The 16,072-nt window shown below is 64.4% G+C and carries 15 protein-coding genes; 12 read left to right on the top strand and 3 right to left on the bottom strand.

Going from position 1 to position 16,072, the window contains the following annotated elements; all coding sequences use genetic code 11:
- The first annotated feature begins 21 nt into the window (after positions 1–21).
- The 3 genes from ABZO33_RS01585 to ABZO33_RS01575 all read left to right on the top strand — a co-directional run bounded on the left by ABZO33_RS01585 (position 22) and on the right by ABZO33_RS01575 (position 2,705).
- Positions 22–687, top strand: coding sequence for a fumarylacetoacetate hydrolase family protein (locus ABZO33_RS01585; RefSeq protein WP_414534586.1), 666 nt, complete (start codon positions 22–24; stop codon positions 685–687).
- A 105-nt stretch (positions 688–792) separates the two neighbouring features.
- Positions 793–1,713, top strand: a complete 921-nt coding sequence (locus ABZO33_RS01580; protein WP_414534585.1) for an SdiA-regulated domain-containing protein — start codon at positions 793–795, stop codon at positions 1,711–1,713.
- Positions 1,714–1,799: 86 nt separating this feature from the next.
- Positions 1,800–2,705 carry an SdiA-regulated domain-containing protein gene (locus ABZO33_RS01575; RefSeq protein WP_414534584.1) on the top strand — a complete coding sequence of 302 codons (906 nt, stop codon included), beginning with the start codon at positions 1,800–1,802 and terminating at the stop codon, positions 2,703–2,705.
- Between the two features lie 71 nt (positions 2,706–2,776).
- Here ABZO33_RS01575 and rpiA read toward each other — a convergent pair whose 3' ends face one another.
- Positions 2,777–3,451, bottom strand: coding sequence for a ribose-5-phosphate isomerase RpiA (rpiA, locus tag ABZO33_RS01570; protein ID WP_011536226.1), 675 nt, complete (start codon positions 3,449–3,451; stop codon positions 2,777–2,779).
- A gap of 134 nt (positions 3,452–3,585) precedes the next feature.
- Here rpiA and ilvA point away from each other — a divergent pair, with 134 nt between their 5' ends.
- The 4 genes from ilvA to ptsP all read left to right on the top strand — a co-directional run bounded on the left by ilvA (position 3,586) and on the right by ptsP (position 8,622).
- Positions 3,586–5,100, top strand: coding sequence for a threonine ammonia-lyase, biosynthetic (gene ilvA / locus ABZO33_RS01565; RefSeq protein ID WP_414534583.1), 1,515 nt, complete (start codon positions 3,586–3,588; stop codon positions 5,098–5,100).
- An 80-nt stretch (positions 5,101–5,180) separates the two neighbouring features.
- Positions 5,181–5,606 carry a DUF2269 family protein gene (locus ABZO33_RS01560; protein WP_414534582.1) on the top strand — a complete coding sequence of 142 codons (426 nt, stop codon included), beginning with the start codon at positions 5,181–5,183 and terminating at the stop codon, positions 5,604–5,606.
- A gap of 240 nt (positions 5,607–5,846) precedes the next feature.
- Positions 5,847–6,326, top strand: coding sequence for an RNA pyrophosphohydrolase (locus tag ABZO33_RS01555; protein ID WP_028688498.1), 480 nt, complete (start codon positions 5,847–5,849; stop codon positions 6,324–6,326).
- Between the two features lie 22 nt (positions 6,327–6,348).
- The gene (gene ptsP, locus ABZO33_RS01550; protein WP_414534581.1) at positions 6,349–8,622 is read left to right on the top strand and encodes a phosphoenolpyruvate--protein phosphotransferase; all 2,274 of its coding nucleotides are present in this window, start codon (positions 6,349–6,351) and stop codon (positions 8,620–8,622) included.
- 68 nt (positions 8,623–8,690) lie between these two features.
- On the opposite strand, the gene ABZO33_RS01545 is transcribed toward ptsP, so the two are convergent.
- Positions 8,691–9,437, bottom strand: coding sequence for an NRDE family protein (locus ABZO33_RS01545; protein ID WP_414534580.1), 747 nt, complete (start codon positions 9,435–9,437; stop codon positions 8,691–8,693).
- Positions 9,438–9,568: 131 nt separating this feature from the next.
- Here ABZO33_RS01545 and ABZO33_RS01540 point away from each other — a divergent pair, with 131 nt between their 5' ends.
- Genes ABZO33_RS01540 through ABZO33_RS01530 form a run of 3 tightly spaced genes read left to right on the top strand, consistent with a single transcriptional unit; the run spans position 9,569 to position 12,197 of the window.
- A complete protein-coding gene (locus ABZO33_RS01540; RefSeq protein ID WP_104444759.1) occupies positions 9,569–10,351 on the top strand; it encodes a sulfite exporter TauE/SafE family protein in 783 nt (260 codons plus the stop codon).
- A gap of 16 nt (positions 10,352–10,367) precedes the next feature.
- The gene (gene lgt / locus ABZO33_RS01535; protein ID WP_023630701.1) at positions 10,368–11,177 is read left to right on the top strand and encodes a prolipoprotein diacylglyceryl transferase; all 810 of its coding nucleotides are present in this window, start codon (positions 10,368–10,370) and stop codon (positions 11,175–11,177) included.
- A gap of 48 nt (positions 11,178–11,225) precedes the next feature.
- Positions 11,226–12,197: a thymidylate synthase gene (locus tag ABZO33_RS01530; RefSeq protein ID WP_414534579.1), complete on the top strand. Its 972-nt coding sequence runs from the start codon at positions 11,226–11,228 to the stop codon at positions 12,195–12,197.
- 131 nt (positions 12,198–12,328) lie between these two features.
- Here the strand turns inward: ABZO33_RS01530 and cadR are convergent, their stop codons facing one another.
- Positions 12,329–12,772, bottom strand: coding sequence for a cadmium resistance transcriptional regulator CadR (cadR, locus tag ABZO33_RS01525; protein ID WP_414534578.1), 444 nt, complete (start codon positions 12,770–12,772; stop codon positions 12,329–12,331).
- A 111-nt stretch (positions 12,773–12,883) separates the two neighbouring features.
- On the opposite strand from cadR, the gene ABZO33_RS01520 reads away from it, so the two are divergent.
- Together ABZO33_RS01520 and ABZO33_RS01515 are read left to right on the top strand one after the other, a co-directional pair.
- A complete protein-coding gene (locus ABZO33_RS01520) occupies positions 12,884–15,133 on the top strand; it encodes a heavy metal translocating P-type ATPase (RefSeq protein WP_414534577.1) in 2,250 nt (749 codons plus the stop codon).
- A 30-nt stretch (positions 15,134–15,163) separates the two neighbouring features.
- Positions 15,164–16,033 (top strand): LysR family transcriptional regulator, encoded by an 870-nt coding sequence (locus tag ABZO33_RS01515; protein WP_414534576.1) that lies wholly within the window; start codon positions 15,164–15,166, stop codon positions 16,031–16,033.
- Positions 16,034–16,072 lie beyond the last annotated feature (39 nt).

Raw genomic sequence — 16,072 nt, 5'->3', positions numbered from 1 at the left:
CAGTGTTCACAGGAGTCGGCCATGAGTTACCAGCACCAGTACGTAGACGGCACGCGCATCCACTTCCCGCTGGGCAAGGTGGTGTGCATCGGCCGCAACTACGCCGAGCATGCCAAGGAACTGGACAACCCCATCCCCAGCGAGCCGCTGCTGTTCATCAAGCCTGGCAGTTGCGTGGTGCCCCTGGAAGGTGGCTTCAAGATTCCGACCGAGCGTGGCTCGGTGCACTACGAGGCGGAAATCGCGGTGTTGCTGGGCAAGCCGTTGTCGACCAGGCCGACCGAGGAAGAGGTGCTCGACGCCATTTCCGGCTATGCCCCGGCTTTGGACCTCACCCTGCGCGACCTGCAGAGCAAGCTGAAGGAAAAGGGCCTGCCGTGGGAGCTGTGCAAAAGTTTCGATGGTGCTTGCGTGCTGCCGCCGTTCGTCTCGGCAGGCGCCTTCGAGGATGTGAAGGACATCGGTATACGCCTGACCATCAACGGCGAAGTGCGCCAGGACGGCAACAGCGCGATGATGCTCAACCCCATCGTGGCGATGATCCAGCATATGGCCGCGTGCTTCTCGTTGCAGGCGGGTGATGTGATCCTCACCGGCACCCCGGCGGGCGTGGGGCCGTTCGAGGTTGGTGACGAGCTGGTGCTGGAGCTTCCAGGTGCCAGTCGGTTCGAGAGCCGGGTGCTCTGACCCCAAGGTTCGCGCCTTTCCTACAAAAAGTGCAGAGACGTTTACCGTTTTTTCACACCCTTTGCGGATAATGCGCGAACCTACGCCTACCTTCAGGACCCTTGCATGCCCTCTCCTTCCCACGCCTCCGTGTCTCCCAAGCGCCCCTTTTACCGGCGCTGGCCGTTCGGCCTGGCAGTCGCAGCGGTTATCGGCTATGGCGTCATCTCGGCCATGCACTGGGACGACCGCGGCCTGCTGTGGATAAAGGAAGGTTTCGAAAGCCAGGCTGAACGCCAGGAAAGCATCTGGCTGCCCAGCTACGTGGTCGACATCGATGCCAAGCCGTTGCCCGGCATGGAGCGTGACGAGGCGTCGGACCTGGCGTTCAACCCGCACACCCGGTCGTTGTTCGCAGTCATGGGCAAGCACCCGTTCCTGGTCGAGCTCACCCTCGATGGCGATGTGCTGCGCAAGATCCCCCTGGTGGGTTGGTCCAATCCGGAAGGCGTGGCGGTGCTTGAGGATGGCCAGATCGCCATCGTCGACGAGCGCAACCATGACCTGACAATGGTCAAGGTGGATGCCGGCACGACTTCGCTGAACCGCGCCGACTACCAGCCCCATGACCTGGGTGAAACGGATGAGGGCAACAAGGGCTTCGAAGCCATTGCCTGGGACCTGATGCGCCAGCGCCTGGTCATCGGCGCCGAGCGGCCGCCCAAAATGTTCACTTGGGGCACTGATGGCCGTAGCCCGCTCAAGGGCGACAAGCAGCCGCTGGCCAGCGACGAACTGGATCTGCGCAACTTGTCCGCGCTGGGTATCGACCCGCGCACAGGGCATCTGCTGGCATTGTCGGCAGACTCCAACATGCTGCTCGAGCTTGACGAAAAGGGCGATCAGGTCAGCTTCATGACCCTGCTGGGCGGTTTCAATGGCCTGGCTGACACCATTCCCCGGGCCGAGGGAGTGGCAATGGACGACCAGGGCAACCTATACATTGTCAGTGAGCCGAATCTGTTCTATCGCTTCAAAAAGAACTGACCGATCAGCCATTTCTGATAATGGCATTAAGCTTTGCTTCAGTTGATAGTGGTTAGCTACGCGCTCCAATTGCCGAGTCCGCCCGCATGCGCCGCCACGTTCGCCTGATCTTCGCCTTCTTCGTGTTTGTCTGCCTGCTCGTGCTGGGGGCTGCCGGGCATGAGTTCCGCTTGTTCGAGCGGGGCTGGTTCAACCTCAAGACCTGGTGGCAGCCGTCCGAGCAGAGCATCGGCCTGGATCGTTACCAGGTGGTGCTCGAGGCCAGGCCTATCGAGGGTCTGGACGACGACATCTCGGCGTTGACCTATGACCCCGACCGCAAAAGCCTGTTCACCGTCACCAATGCCCGGTCGGAGCTGATCGAGTTGTCGCTGGATGGCCGTATCCTGCGCCGCGTCCCGTTGACCGGCTTCGGCGACCCTGAGGCGGTGGAGTACGTGGGGCCCAACAGCTACGTGATCACCGATGAGCGCCAGCAGCGGTTGATTCGTGTGCGCCTGGACGATGACACCCTGTTCCTCGACGCCAACGATGCCGAGCAGCTGTCCCTGGGCATCGGACTGAACGGCAACAAGGGCTTCGAGGGTCTGGCCTACGACTCGGCAGGCAAGCGCCTGTTCGTGGCCAAGGAGCGTGACCCGATGATGATCTACGAGGTGCACGGCTTTCCCCACGACAATCCCGACAAACCCTATGCCGTGCATGTGGTGCAGGACCGCAAGCGTGACCGGCGGTTGTTCGTGAGGGATCTGTCGAGCCTGCAGTTCGACGAACGCAGCGGGCACCTGCTGGCGCTGTCCGACGAGTCGCGGCTGGTGCTGGAGCTGGATGTGAAAGGGCGGCCGCTGAGTACCTTGTCATTGCGCAAGGGGTTCCAGGGGTTGAAGCAGACCGTGCCACAAGCTGAGGGGATTGCGATGGACGACGCCGGGACCATCTACCTGGTCAGTGAGCCGAACCTGTTCTATGTGTTCAAACAGCCGGCTGATTGATTGCCCAGGCTGGCGCTATCGCGGGGCAAGCCCGCCCCCACCGTGGGAGCGGGCTTGCTCCGTGATGAGGCTTACTCGGCCTTCAGAGTCTTCACGCCCTCGGCGGTGCCCAGCAACAGCACATCCGCCGGCCGTGCCGCGAACAGGCCATTGGTGACCACGCCGACGATGGCGTTGATCTGGCTTTCCAGTTCCACCGGGTTGGTGATTTGCAGGTTGTGCACGTCGAGGATGACGTTGCCGTTGTCGGTCACCACGCCCTCGCGGTAGACCGGGTCGCCGCCCAGCTTGACCAGCTGGCGCGCTACGTGGCTGCGGGCCATCGGGATGACCTCGACCGGCAGCGGGAAGGCACCCAGCACCGGCACCAGTTTGCTGGCGTCGGCGATGCAGATGAAGGTCTTGGCCACCGCCGCGACGATCTTCTCGCGGGTCAGGGCCGCGCCGCCGCCCTTGATCAGGTTGAGGTGGGCATCGCTCTCGTCGGCACCGTCCACGTAGAACTCCAGCTCGCTGACGCTGTTCAGCTCGTAGACCGGGATGCCATGGCCCTTCAGGCGCTGTGCAGTGGCCTCGGAGCTGGCGACGGCGCCGTCGAAGGCGGTCTTGTGCTGGGCCAGGGCGTCGATGAAGAAGTTGGCGGTGGAGCCTGTGCCGACGCCGACGACGCTTTTTTCATCCAGTTTCGGCAGGATGAGGTCGACGGCGGCCTGGGCGACGGCCTGTTTGAGTTGGTCCTGGGTCATGCGGGCTCCGGGAGGGGCAGGGCGGATATCGAAAGTTGCCTAGTATAACGGCTCCGGCGGCTTTGCTGTGGTCGCCCGACGTGGCGCTGCGGTAGACTCCCAGCCCTTGTCCCGCGGCCCAGTGATGCTTTCCGATGCTCGAACAGTACGTCAAGAAGATCCTCACCTCGCGCGTCTACGACGTTGCTGTCGAAACCCCGCTGCACACTGCCGGGCAACTGAGCAAGCGCCTGGGCAATACGGTGCTGCTCAAGCGCGAAGACCTGCAGCCGGTGTTCTCGTTCAAGATCCGCGGGGCCTACAACAAGCTGGCGCAACTGAGCGCCGAGGAGCTGGCCCGTGGCGTGGTCACCGCCTCGGCCGGCAACCATGCCCAGGGCCTGGCACTGGCGGCGCGGGAGCTGGGTATCAAGGCGACCATCGTCATGCCCAAGACCACCCCGGAGATCAAGATCGAAGGCGTGCGCTCGCGTGGCGGCAAGGTCTTGTTGCATGGCGACAGCTTCCCCGAGGCGCTGGCCTACTCGCTGAAGCTGGTGGAGGAGAAGGGCTTCGTCTACATCCACCCCTACGACGACCCGCACACCATTGCCGGGCAAGGCACGGTGGCCATGGAGATCCTGCGCCAGCACCCCGGCCAGCTGGACGCGATCTTCGTGCCGGTCGGTGGTGGCGGTTTGATCGCCGGCATCGCCGCGTACGTGAAGTACCTGCGCCCCGAGATCAAGGTGATCGGCGTCGAGCCGGACGACTCCAACTGCCTGCAGGCCGCCATGGCCGCCGGTGAGCGCGTGGTGCTGCCGCAGGTCGGGTTGTTCGCTGATGGCGTGGCGGTGGCGCAGATCGGCCAGCACACCTTCGATATCTGTCGCCACCACGTGGACGAGGTGATTGCCGTCAGCACCGACGAGATCTGTGCGGCAATAAAGGATATCTACGACGATACCCGCTCGATCACCGAACCTGCCGGAGCCCTGGGTGTTGCCGGAATCAAGAAGTACGTCGAGTTCAAGGGTGTGGCCGGGCAGACCCTGGTGGCCATCGATTCGGGCGCCAACGTCAACTTCGACCGCCTGCGGCATGTGGCCGAGCGCGCCGAGCTGGGCGAGAAGCGCGAGGCGATCATCGCCGTGACCATTCCCGAGCGCCCGGGCAGCTTCAAGGCCTTCTGCGAGGCCATCGGCAAGCGCCAGATCACCGAGTTCAACTACCGCAAGCACACCTCGGACGAGGCGCACATCTTCGTCGGCGTGCAGACTCACCCGGAAACAGACCCGCGTGCGGCATTGGTACAGCAGCTGACGGAGCAAGGTTTTCCAGTCACCGACCTGACCGACAACGAACTGGCCAAGCTGCATATCCGTCACATGGTGGGTGGCCACTCGGCTGGCGCCAGCGACGAAATGGTGCTGCGTTTCGAGTTCCCGGAGCGGCCCGGTGCCTTGTTCAACTTCCTCAACAAGCTGGGCGGGCGTTGGAACATCTCGATGTTCCACTACCGCAACCACGGCGCCGCCGACGGGCGCGTGGTCGCGGGTCTGCAGGTGCCTGAAGAGGAGCGTCACCTGGTGCCGGCGGCCCTGGCCAAGATCGGCTATCCATACTGGGACGAGACCGAGAACCCGGCTTACCGGCTATTCTTGGGCTGAACACGCTTCACCTCGCGGGAGCAGGCTTGCCCTGCGATGAGGCCGATAGCGAAAAAGCCTGCTGAAAGGATGATTTTCACATGGAACACCTGACCACCCTCAAGACCCTGCACATCCTTGCCACGGCCCTGTTGTTGCTTGGCGCACTGGGCCTGGCGGTCTGGACCTGGAATGCCCGGCGCAAGGGCGACACCGAGGCCTACAGCAAGCTGTTGCGCCGGCCGCTGGTGTTCGTCTGGCTGCTGATGGGGCTGTGCTTGCTGAGCATGCCGTTCACCGGCTGGTGGCTGGTGCACCTGGTCGGTTGGCCGCTGGGGCAGACCTGGGTGCTGGCCTCCAGCGTCATCTATACCCTTGGCGCGTTCGCCGTGTGGTGGCTGGTGGCGCGCCTGAACCGGCTGCGCAAGGCTGAAGCCGTAGGCTTGAAGTTCACCCTGGCGTTGGCGGTGTTCAGCGGTGTGTGCTTCCTGTCCATCGCCGGCCTGATGGGCGCCAAACCGGTCTGATGACCCTCGCCAGCCCGCTCCCATTGGCAAACCGTGGGAGCGGGATGGTCCCGCGAGAGGCTGACGCAGTCGCGTCACCTTGCCTTCATGCAAACCCGATATACCAGTGCCACGCCCGGTGTGGCGACGCTCGCTCAATCCGCAGTCTTCACCTCGCCGCAGATAAGCTTGGCGGGCGCGTTGCTGCGCGCTCAGGCTTTGTGGAACAATGCGGCGACATGCGTTTGCGAGGTTGCTGCCGTGATCGACCCGGATGGTTTTCGCCCCAATGTCGGGATCATTCTCACGAATGATGCCGGGCAGGTGCTATGGGCTCGGCGGATCAACCAGGATGCCTGGCAGTTTCCCCAGGGTGGCATCAACCCTGATGAAACGCCGGAAGATGCCCTGTACCGCGAGCTGAACGAAGAAGTAGGCCTGGAACGCCAGGATGTGGAAATACTTGCCTGCACCCGTGGCTGGTTGCGTTATCGTTTACCCCAGCGCCTGGTGCGCACCCACAGCCAGCCGCTGTGCATAGGCCAGAAACAGAAGTGGTTCCTGCTGCGCCTGGTGAGCAATGAGCAACGGGTGCGCATGGACCTGACCGGCAAGCCGGAATTCGATGGCTGGCGCTGGGTCAGCTACTGGTATCCGCTGGGCCAGGTGGTGACATTCAAGCGCGAGGTGTACCGCCGCGCCCTGAAAGAGCTAGCCCCGCGCCTGCTGACGCGCGACTGACGACGGAGTCCGACCCCGAGCCATGCTCAATACGCTGCGCAAGATCGTCCAGGAAGTGAACTCCGCCAAAGATCTCAAGACGGCGTTGGGTATCATTGTCTTGCGCGTCAAGGAGGCGATGGGCAGCCAGGTCTGCTCTGTCTACCTGCTCGACCCGGACACCAACCGCTTCGTGCTGATGGCCACCGAGGGCCTGAACAAGCGCTCCATCGGCAAGGTCAGCATGGCCCCTAACGAAGGCCTGGTCGGCCTGGTCGGTACCCGCGAGGAGCCACTGAACCTCGAGAACGCCGCCGACCACCCCCGTTACCGCTACTTCGCCGAAACCGGCGAAGAGAAATTCGCCTCCTTCCTCGGTGCACCGATCATCCACCATCGTCGCGTGGTCGGCGTGCTGGTCATCCAGCAAAAGGAGCGCCGCCAGTTCGACGAAGGCGAAGAGGCCTTTCTGGTCACCATGAGCGCGCAGCTCGCCGGGGTTATCGCCCACGCCGAGGCGACGGGTTCGATCCGTGGCCTGGGCCGTCAGGGCAAGGGCATCCAGGAAGCCCGTTTCGTCGGGGTGCCGGGCTCGCCGGGCGCTGCAGTCGGCCGATCGGTGGTGATGCTGCCGCCCGCCGACCTGGAGGTTGTGCCTGACCGCACCGTCGAGGACATCGACAACGAACTCAAGCTGTTCAACAACGCCCTCGAGGGCGTGCGCGAGGATATGCGCAAGCTGTCGGCCAAGCTTGCCACCCAGTTGCGCCCCGAAGAGCGTGCGCTGTTCGACGTGTACCTGATGATGCTCGAGGACGCCGCACTTGGTGGCGAAGTGGTCGAGGTCATCAAGACTGGCCAATGGGCCCAGGGTGCCTTGCGCCAGGTGGTCGGCGAACACGTCAATCGCTTCGAGCTGATGGATGACGACTACCTGCGCGAGCGGGCATCGGACGTCAAGGACCTGGGTCGGCGCCTGCTGGCGTACCTGCAGGAGGCCCGTTCGCAGTCGCTGGTCTACCAGGACAACACCATTCTGGTCAGTGAAGAGCTGACCCCCGCCATGCTCGGCGAGGTGCCGGAAGGCAAGCTGGTGGGCCTGGTTTCGGTACTCGGCTCGGGTAACTCCCACGTGGCGATCTTGGCCCGCGCCATGGGTATCCCCACGGTGATGGGGGTGGTCGACCTGCCGTACTCGAAGGCCGACGGCATCGAGATGATCGTCGACGGCTACAAGGGCGAGGTGTTCACCAACCCCGGCGAAGTGCTGCGCAAGCAGTACAGTGACGTGGTCGAGGAAGAGCGCCAGCTGGCCAAGGGGCTCGATGCGCTGCGCGAGCTGCCGTGCATCACCCCGGACGGCCACCGCATGCCGCTGTGGGTCAACACCGGCCTGCTCGCCGATGTGGCCCGCGCCCAGCAGCGCGGCGCCGAAGGCGTGGGCCTGTACCGCACCGAAGTACCGTTCATGATCAACCAGCGCTTCCCCAGCGAAAAGGAACAGCTGGCGATCTACCGCGAGCAGTTGCAAGCATTCCATCCGCTGCCGGTGACCATGCGCAGCCTCGACATCGGCGGCGACAAGTCGCTGTCGTATTTCCCGATCAAGGAAGAGAACCCGTTCCTTGGCTGGCGCGGTATCCGCGTCACCCTCGACCACCCGGAAATCTTCCTGGTGCAGACCCGCGCCATGCTCAAGGCCAGCGAGGGCCTGAACAACCTGCGCATCCTGCTGCCGATGATTTCCGGCATCCATGAGCTCGAAGAAGCCCAGCACCTGATCCACCGCGCCTGGGGCGAAGTGCGTGACGAAGGCACCGATGTGCCGATGCCGCCGGTGGGGGTGATGGTGGAGATTCCTGCCGCGGTGTACCAGACCCGCGAGCTGGCGCGCCAGGTCGATTTCCTTTCGGTCGGCTCCAACGACCTCACCCAGTACCTGCTGGCGGTGGACCGCAACAATCCGCGGGTCGCCGACCTTTACGACTACCTGCACCCGGCGGTGTTGCAGGCCTTGCAGACGGTGGTCAGCGTGGCCCACGAGGAAGGCAAGCCCGTCAGTATCTGCGGCGAGATGGCCGGTGACCCGGCTGCGGCGATCCTGCTGATGGCCATGGGCTTCGACAGCCTGTCGATGAACGCCACCAACCTGCCGAAAGTGAAGTGGATGCTGCGCCAGGTCAACCTGAGCAAGGCCCGGGAACTGCTGGCCGATGCCATGAGCCATGACAACCCGCAGGTTATCCACAGCTCGCTGCAGCTGGCGCTGAAGAATCTCGGGCTGGCGCGGATGATCGGGCCGAACAAGACCCTCTGATTGCCTGTAGCGGCCTCATCGCGGGCTCTGAATCAAAGCTGTCGCTGCGAGCCCGCGATGAGGTCTGATCAGATCTCCAGGCTAACCTCGCCCAGATGCCCACCAAACGGCCCGAAACTGCGTTCGATCATGCGCCGCCGGCCTTGGTCATCGACGATCAGTACCGTGCTCGCCCGCGTCCCATAGTTCTGGCTGGCGATGAACACACTCGACAGCAGCCGCTCGGTGGCCAGCCCTACGCCGGTCTCGGGTAATTCGCCGTCCGGCGCAGGCTGTGCGTCGCCCAGCAGCGCCAGTAGCTGCTGTGGATCGGTGTTCTCGAGCAATCCTTCAAGTCCGCTGCGCGCTTTGATCAGTTTCGGCCATGGCGTGTCCAGGCCGGCATTCGACAGCCCGTAAACCCCCGGTTCAAGCAGGCGTGGCGTCGGCTCACGGGCATGCAGGTAGCCCAGTCGCTTGTCATCACCGACCAGCAGGTTGAACCCCGAGTACTGGCCACTGCGGCTGGCTACCCGGTCCAGGTAGGCCTCTACCCCCAGTTCACCCTGCAGGTAGGCCGCCACCAGTTCACCGCGGGACCGCGGCCCCAACGGCTGGCGTGTGTCACGAATATTGGTCAGCGCCGCAAAGCGCCCGTTCGGCCCGACACCCAGCCAGGTGCCACCGGCTTCCAGGTCACGCCCGGCGTGCACGCCCGGGGCGTCCTCCCAACTGCTCAGGGCCTGGGTCGGGCGGGCATAGAACTCGTCGCGGTTGGCCGCGACGATCAGTGGCCGGGCTGTCCCCGGCCGCCAGGCGAATACGATCAGGCACATAGGTTGTCCCCTGTGTTTTCGGCCACTCTACCCGCGCCGTCGGCCGCTAGCCATCATCTGACACAGAGTTCACTAGAGCGCCGGGCGTGGCTTCCGTTACCATGCCGGATTGTTTTCCACTGGGGCCACGAATGGAATTCGCTCTCTATCTGCTGTTGGGCGCCTGCGCCGGCGTGCTGGCCGGGCTGTTCGGCGTCGGTGGCGGCATCATCATCGTGCCGGTGCTGGTGTTCAGCTTCACCTTGCAGGGCTTCGACCCTTCGGTGCTGACCCACCTGGCGGTCGGCACTTCGCTGGCGACCATCGTCTTCACCTCGATCAATGCCGTGCGCGAGCACCAGCGCAAGGGCGCGGTGCAATGGCCGATCTTCGCCTGGATGACCGTGGGTATCCTGCTCGGCGCGCTGGTCGGGGCCAAGACCGCCTCGCTGATCCAGGGCCCGATGCTGCAGAAGATCATCGGCGTGTTCGCCCTGGTCATCGCCGCGCAGATGGCCCTGGACTTCAAGCCCAAGGCCAGCCGCGGCATTCCCGGCAAGCCCGGATTGACCGCCGCCGGCGGGGTGATCGGCTGGGCCTCGGCCATTTTCGGTATCGGCGGCGGATCACTGACCGTACCGTTCCTCACCTGGCGCAGCCTGCCCATGCAGCAGGCGGTGGCTACCTCGTCGGCCTGTGGCCTGCCGATCGCCCTGGCCAGTGCCCTGGGCTTCATGTGGCTGGGTTGGCACGAGGAACACCTGCCGGCCCACAGCCTGGGCTACGTCTATCTTCCGGCGCTGGTTGGCATCGCTGCCACCAGCATGTTCTTCGCCCGCTACGGCGCGCGTCTGGCGCACAAGCTGTCGCCGCGCGTGCTCAAGCGTCTGTTCGCCGCGCTGCTGTTCTGCGTCGGACTCAGCTTCCTTATCTGAACCTAGAGGAAAGACAATGCTGCCTTACCCGCAGATCGACCCGGTGGCCGTGGCCCTCGGTCCACTGAAAATCCACTGGTACGGCCTGATGTACCTGATCGGCATCGGCGGCGCCTGGCTGCTGGCCTCGCGCCGGTTGAACCGCTTCGACCCCACCTGGAGCCGCGAGAAACTCTCCGACCTGGTGTTCTGGCTGTCGATGGGGGTGATCGTCGGCGGACGCCTGGGTTACGTGCTGTTCTACGACCTGCACCAGTACCTGGCCAACCCGACGCTGATCTTCGAGGTATGGAAGGGCGGCATGTCGTTCCACGGTGGTTTCATCGGCGTGATGCTCGCCGCGCTGTGGTTCGGCAAGCGCAACAACAAGTCGTTCTTCGAGCTGATGGACTTCGTCGCACCGCTGGTGCCGATCGGCCTTGGTGCCGGGCGTATCGGCAACTTCATCAACGCCGAACTGTGGGGCAAGGCCACCGACGTGCCGTGGGCAATGATCTTCCCGCCGTTCAGCGACCCGGCCCAGTTGCCGCGTCACCCGTCGCAGCTGTACCAGTTCGCCCTCGAAGGTGTGGCATTATTCGTCATCCTTTGGCTGTACTCGCGCAAGCCGCGCCCGACCATGGCCGTTTCCGGCATGTTCGCGCTGTTCTACGGCATCTTCCGCTTCATCGTGGAATTCGTGCGGGTACCCGACGCCCAGCTCGGCTACATCGCCTTCGGCTGGTTGACCATGGGTCAGTTGCTCTGCGTGCCGATGATTCTCGGCGGCATCTTCCTGATCTGGTGGGCCTACAACCGCAAACCGTCGGCCAAGGCCACCGTCTGATTTCCACGGCAGGGGGGCTCCCCCTGCCGTTCTTGTTACAGGTAAGCCATGAAACAGTATCTAGATCTGGTCCGTGACGTCATCGACAACGGCACGCTGCAGGAAAACCGCACCGGTATCCGCACCATCAGCCTGCCGGGCGCGATGCTCAAATTCGACCTGCAGAAGGGCTTCCCGGCCATCACCACGCGCAAGCTGGCGTTCAAGTCGGCGATCGGCGAGATGGTCGGCTTCCTGCGCGGCGTGAGAAACGCCGGCGAGTTCCGCGAACTGGGCTGCAAGGTCTGGGACCAGAACGCCAACGAAAACGCCCAGTGGCTGGCCAACCCGTTCCGCCAGGGGCATGACGACCTCGGCGAAATCTACGGTGTGCAATGGCGCCAGTGGCCCGGCTACAAGCGCATCCCGCTGAGCAACCCGGCGGCCATCGAGATGGCCGAGCAGGCCGGCTTCCGCCGTATCGCCCAGGACGAGGAGGACGGCCAGGCATTTGTCATCCTCTACAAGGCCATCGACCAGGTGCGCCAGTGCCTGGACACCATCGCCAACGACCCGGGCAGCCGCCGTATCCTGTTCCACGGCTGGAACTGCGCCCAGCTCGACGAGATGGCCCTGCCACCATGCCACTTGCTGTACCAGTTCCACCCGAATGTCGAGACCCGGGAAATTTCCCTGACCCTCTACATCCGCTCCAACGACCTGGGCCTGGGCACGCCGTTCAACCTCACCGAGGGCGCGGCGCTGCTGTCGCTGTTCGGCCGCCTGACCGGCTACACCCCGCGCTGGTTCACCTACTTCATCGGCGACGCCCATGTGTACGAGAACCACCTGGATATGCTCAATGAGCAGATGAAGCGTGAACCGCTGGCGGCACCGAAGCTGGTGATCAGCGACCGCGTGCCGGCGTTCGCCGAGACCGGCAAGTACGAGCCGGAGTGGCTGGAGAAGATCGAACCGAGCGACTTCTGGCTGGAAGGCTATGAGCACCATGCGCCGATGACGGCGCCGATGGCGGTCTGACAGACCTTCATCGCCTGAGCTGACGCAATTGCGGGGCAAGTCGCATCGGCACACCGCCGCTCCCACGTGACCCAATGCAAACGTGAGAGCGGCGGTGCGCCGATGCGACTTGCCCCGCGATGCTTTTGGCATCAATGCCCGTGGCTGCGCCCTACATGGGAATGCTCGGTCTCCGGCACCGTCACCGCACCATTGGTCTCCAGCTGCTGCAGAATCGCGCACTCCGCCCCCTGCGCATTGCATTGCTGGCGCAATTCCACCAGCTGCGCCTGCAGCGCCACCAGCCCATCGATCCTCGCCTGCACATGCTCGATATGCTCGTCGATCAGCGCGTTGACGCTGCCGCATGAACCATCGGGGCTGTCGCGCAGGTTCAACAGGCTGCGGATCTCATCGAGGGTCATGTCCAGGGTGCGGCAGTTGCGGATGAAGGTCAGGCGCTCGACGTGGGCCTGGGTGTAGAGCCGGTAGTTACCGTCGCTACGGGCAGGTTCCGGCAGCAGCTGTTCGCGCTCGTAGTAGCGGATGGTCTCCACGGCGCAGTCGGTGGCCTTGGCCAGTTCTCCGATCTTCATGGCAAATCTCCTGCAAAGGGCTTGACCCTATAGTGGCTACAGGGTGTTCACTTGGCAACAACCCACTCTGTGGATCTCTACAGAGGCCAGTGCTCAGTTAAGGATGATTCCATGAACCAGCCTGTCAGCCCCGACCACAAGCATGATCACGCCCATGGTGACGATCACGATCATGGCCACGCGCCCCACGCCCACGGCTGCTGCGCCAGCAAGGCCGCCCCGGCTCTGGTGCAACTGACCGAAAAGGCCAGCGCCCAGGCGCAGCTCAGCCGCTTCCGCATCGAGGCCATGGACTGCCCTACCGAGCAGACCCTGATCCAGGACAAGCTGGGCAAGCTGGCCGGGGTCGAGCAGCTGGAATTCAACCTGATCAACCGTGTGCTCGGCGTGCGCCATACGCTGCAGGGCACCGCCGAGATCGAGCGGGCCATCGATAGCCTGGGCATGAAGGCCGAACCCTTGGCCGCCGAGGATGATGGCGCCGCCAGTGCGCCCCAGGCCAGCAAGACCCGTTGGTGGCCGCTGGCGCTGTCCGGTGTTGCGGCAATTGCCGCCGAAATCGTGCACTTCTCCGGCAAGGCGCCGGAGTGGGTGGTCGCCGCGCTGGCCCTGGCTGCCATCCTCGGGTGCGGCCTCGGTACCTACAAGAAGGGCTGGATTGCCCTGAAAAACCGCAACCTCAATATCAATGCGCTGATGAGTATTGCCGTGACCGGCGCCGTGCTGATCGGCCAGTGGCCGGAAGCGGCGATGGTCATGGTGCTGTTCACCGTTGCCGAACTGATCGAAGCCCGTTCACTGGACCGCGCGCGCAATGCCATCGGCGGGCTGATGCAACTGGCACCGGACATGGCCACCGTGCAACAGGCCGATGGCCAATGGCTTGAGGTCGAGGTGCGCGAGGTGGCAATCGGTGCGCGGGTGCGGGTGCGCCCGGGCGAGCGCATCGGCCTGGACGGCGAAGTGGTCAGTGGCCAGTCCAGTGTCGACCAGGCGCCGATCACCGGTGAAAGCCTGCCGGTCGAGAAGACGGTCGGCGACAAGCTGTTCGCCGGCACCATCAACCAGGCCGGCGCGATGGAATACCGCGTCACGGCCGCCGCTGGTCAATCGACCCTGGCCCGCATCATCAAGGCCGTCGAAGAAGCCCAGGGCGCCCGTGCGCCGACCCAGCGCTTCGTCGACCAGTTCTCGCGCATCTACACCCCCGTCGTGTTTGCGGTAGCGCTCGCTGTGGCGCTCATCCCGCCGCTGTTCATGGCCGGTGCCTGGTTCGACTGGATCTACCGTGCCCTGGTGTTGCTGGTGGTGGCCTGCCCGTGCGCCCTGGTGATCTCTACCCCGGTAACCATCGTCAGCGGCCTGGCCGCGGCGGCGCGCAAGGGCATCCTGATCAAGGGCGGCGTGTACCTCGAAGGCGGGCGCAAGCTGGACTTCCTGGCCCTGGACAAGACCGGCACCATCACTCACGGCAAACCGGTGCAGACCGACAGCAAGGTGCTTGACCCGCTGTTCGAAGGCCGCGCCCAAGCCCTGGCCGCCAGTCTGGCTGCCCGCTCCGACCACCCGGTGTCCGGTGCCATCGCCCTGTTCGCCAGGGACCAGAGCCTGGCCTTGAGTGAGGTGACCGAATTCGCCGCCCTGGCCGGTCGCGGTGTGCGCGGCGATATCGAGGGCCAGACCTACCACCTGGGCAACCATCGCCTGGTGGAGGAGCTCGGCCTGTGCTCCCCGGAGCTGGAAGCGCAACTGGATGTGCTTGAGCGCCAGGGCAAGACCGTGGTGCTGCTGCTCGACCGCTCCGGTCCGCTGGCGTTGTTCGCCGTGGCCGATACGGTCAAGGACAGCAGCCGCGAGGCCATCGCCGAGCTGCACGCGCTGGGTATCAAGACGGTCATGTTGACCGGCGACAATCCCCACACCGCCCAGGCCATCGCGGCCCAGGTGGGGATCGACCGCGCCGAGGGCAACCTGCTGCCCGCGGACAAGCTCGCCAGCATCGAGAACCTGTACGCCCAGGGGCATCGGGTCGGCATGGTCGGCGATGGCATCAACGACGCGCCGGCCCTGGCCCGCGCCGAGATCGGCTTTGCCATGGCCGCCGCTGGCACCGACACCGCCATCGAGACCGCCGATGTGGCGCTGATGGACGACGACTTGCGCAAAATCCCGGCGTTCGTCAGGCTGTCGCGGCAAAGCGCGGCGATCCTCACCCAGAACATCGTGCTGGCCCTGGGGATCAAGGCAATCTTCCTGGCAATCACCTTCGCCGGCATGGCCACCATGTGGATGGCGGTGTTCGCCGACATGGGCGTGAGCCTGTTGGTGGTGTTCAACGGTCTGCGCCTGTTGCGCAAATAACCCCTGCGGCGTGAAAAAGAGGTTCTGCCAATGCTGAGCGCCGAGCTCAAAGCCTTCTACATGGTGGCCCGCCTGGGCAGCATCACCCTAGCGGCGAAGAAGCTCGGGCTCAGCCAGCCCACGGTGACCACGCAGATCCGCAACCTCGAGGGCCAGTACGACGTCGAGCTGTTCTACCGCGGCGGCCGGCGCCTGGTGCTGAGCGAGGAGGGTGTGCGCCTGCTGCCGATGGTCAAGGCGCTGCTGCAGCAGGAAGCCGACATCGAATTCGAGCTGCGCAACAGCGGCCAGGCCCAGGGCAGCCTGCGCATCGCCGCCACCGCGCCGTACTACATCCTCGACCTGGTGAAGATCTTCCGCGAGCGCCTGCCGCAAGTGGAAGTGGCAGTGGAAATCGGCAACTCGCAGCAGGTGCTCGAGATGCTCGAGGACTACCGGGTGGATATCGCCGCCTCGTCGCAATTGCTCGAAGATGCACGCCTGGTGCGCCGGGTGCTGGGCACCGACCCGCTGGTGGTGGCGGTACACCGCAATCATCCGTTGGCCCAGCGCCAGGCCGTTTCCATCGATGTGGTCGTCGGGCATTGCCTGCTGATGCGCGAACAAGGCTCGACCACGCGCAAGCTCACCGAGCAGATGATGCAGGACGCCAGCGTGAAGCCTGGGGCGCTGCTGGAGATCGGCAGCCGCGAGTCGATCCGCGAGGCGGTGCTGCGCAATATCGGCATCAGCATCATTGCCCGCCATGAAGTGCCGCATAACCCCGAACTGCGGGTGCTGGCGCTGGACGATGCACCGGTGATGCACGAGTACCTGTACTGCCTGAAAGAGCGGCGCCAGGCGCGGTTGCCGGCGGCGTTCCTGGGGGTGGCGCAGGAGGTGATGGGTTCGCAGTTCTGACAGGGGCCGATCGCGAGGCCACTACAAAATCTGCCTATA

The organism is Pseudomonas sp. CAM1A (assembly GCF_047501685.1).
Taxonomy (GTDB): Bacteria; Pseudomonadota; Gammaproteobacteria; order Pseudomonadales; family Pseudomonadaceae; genus Aquipseudomonas.
This window is presented reverse-complemented; position numbering and strand designations above follow the sequence as displayed.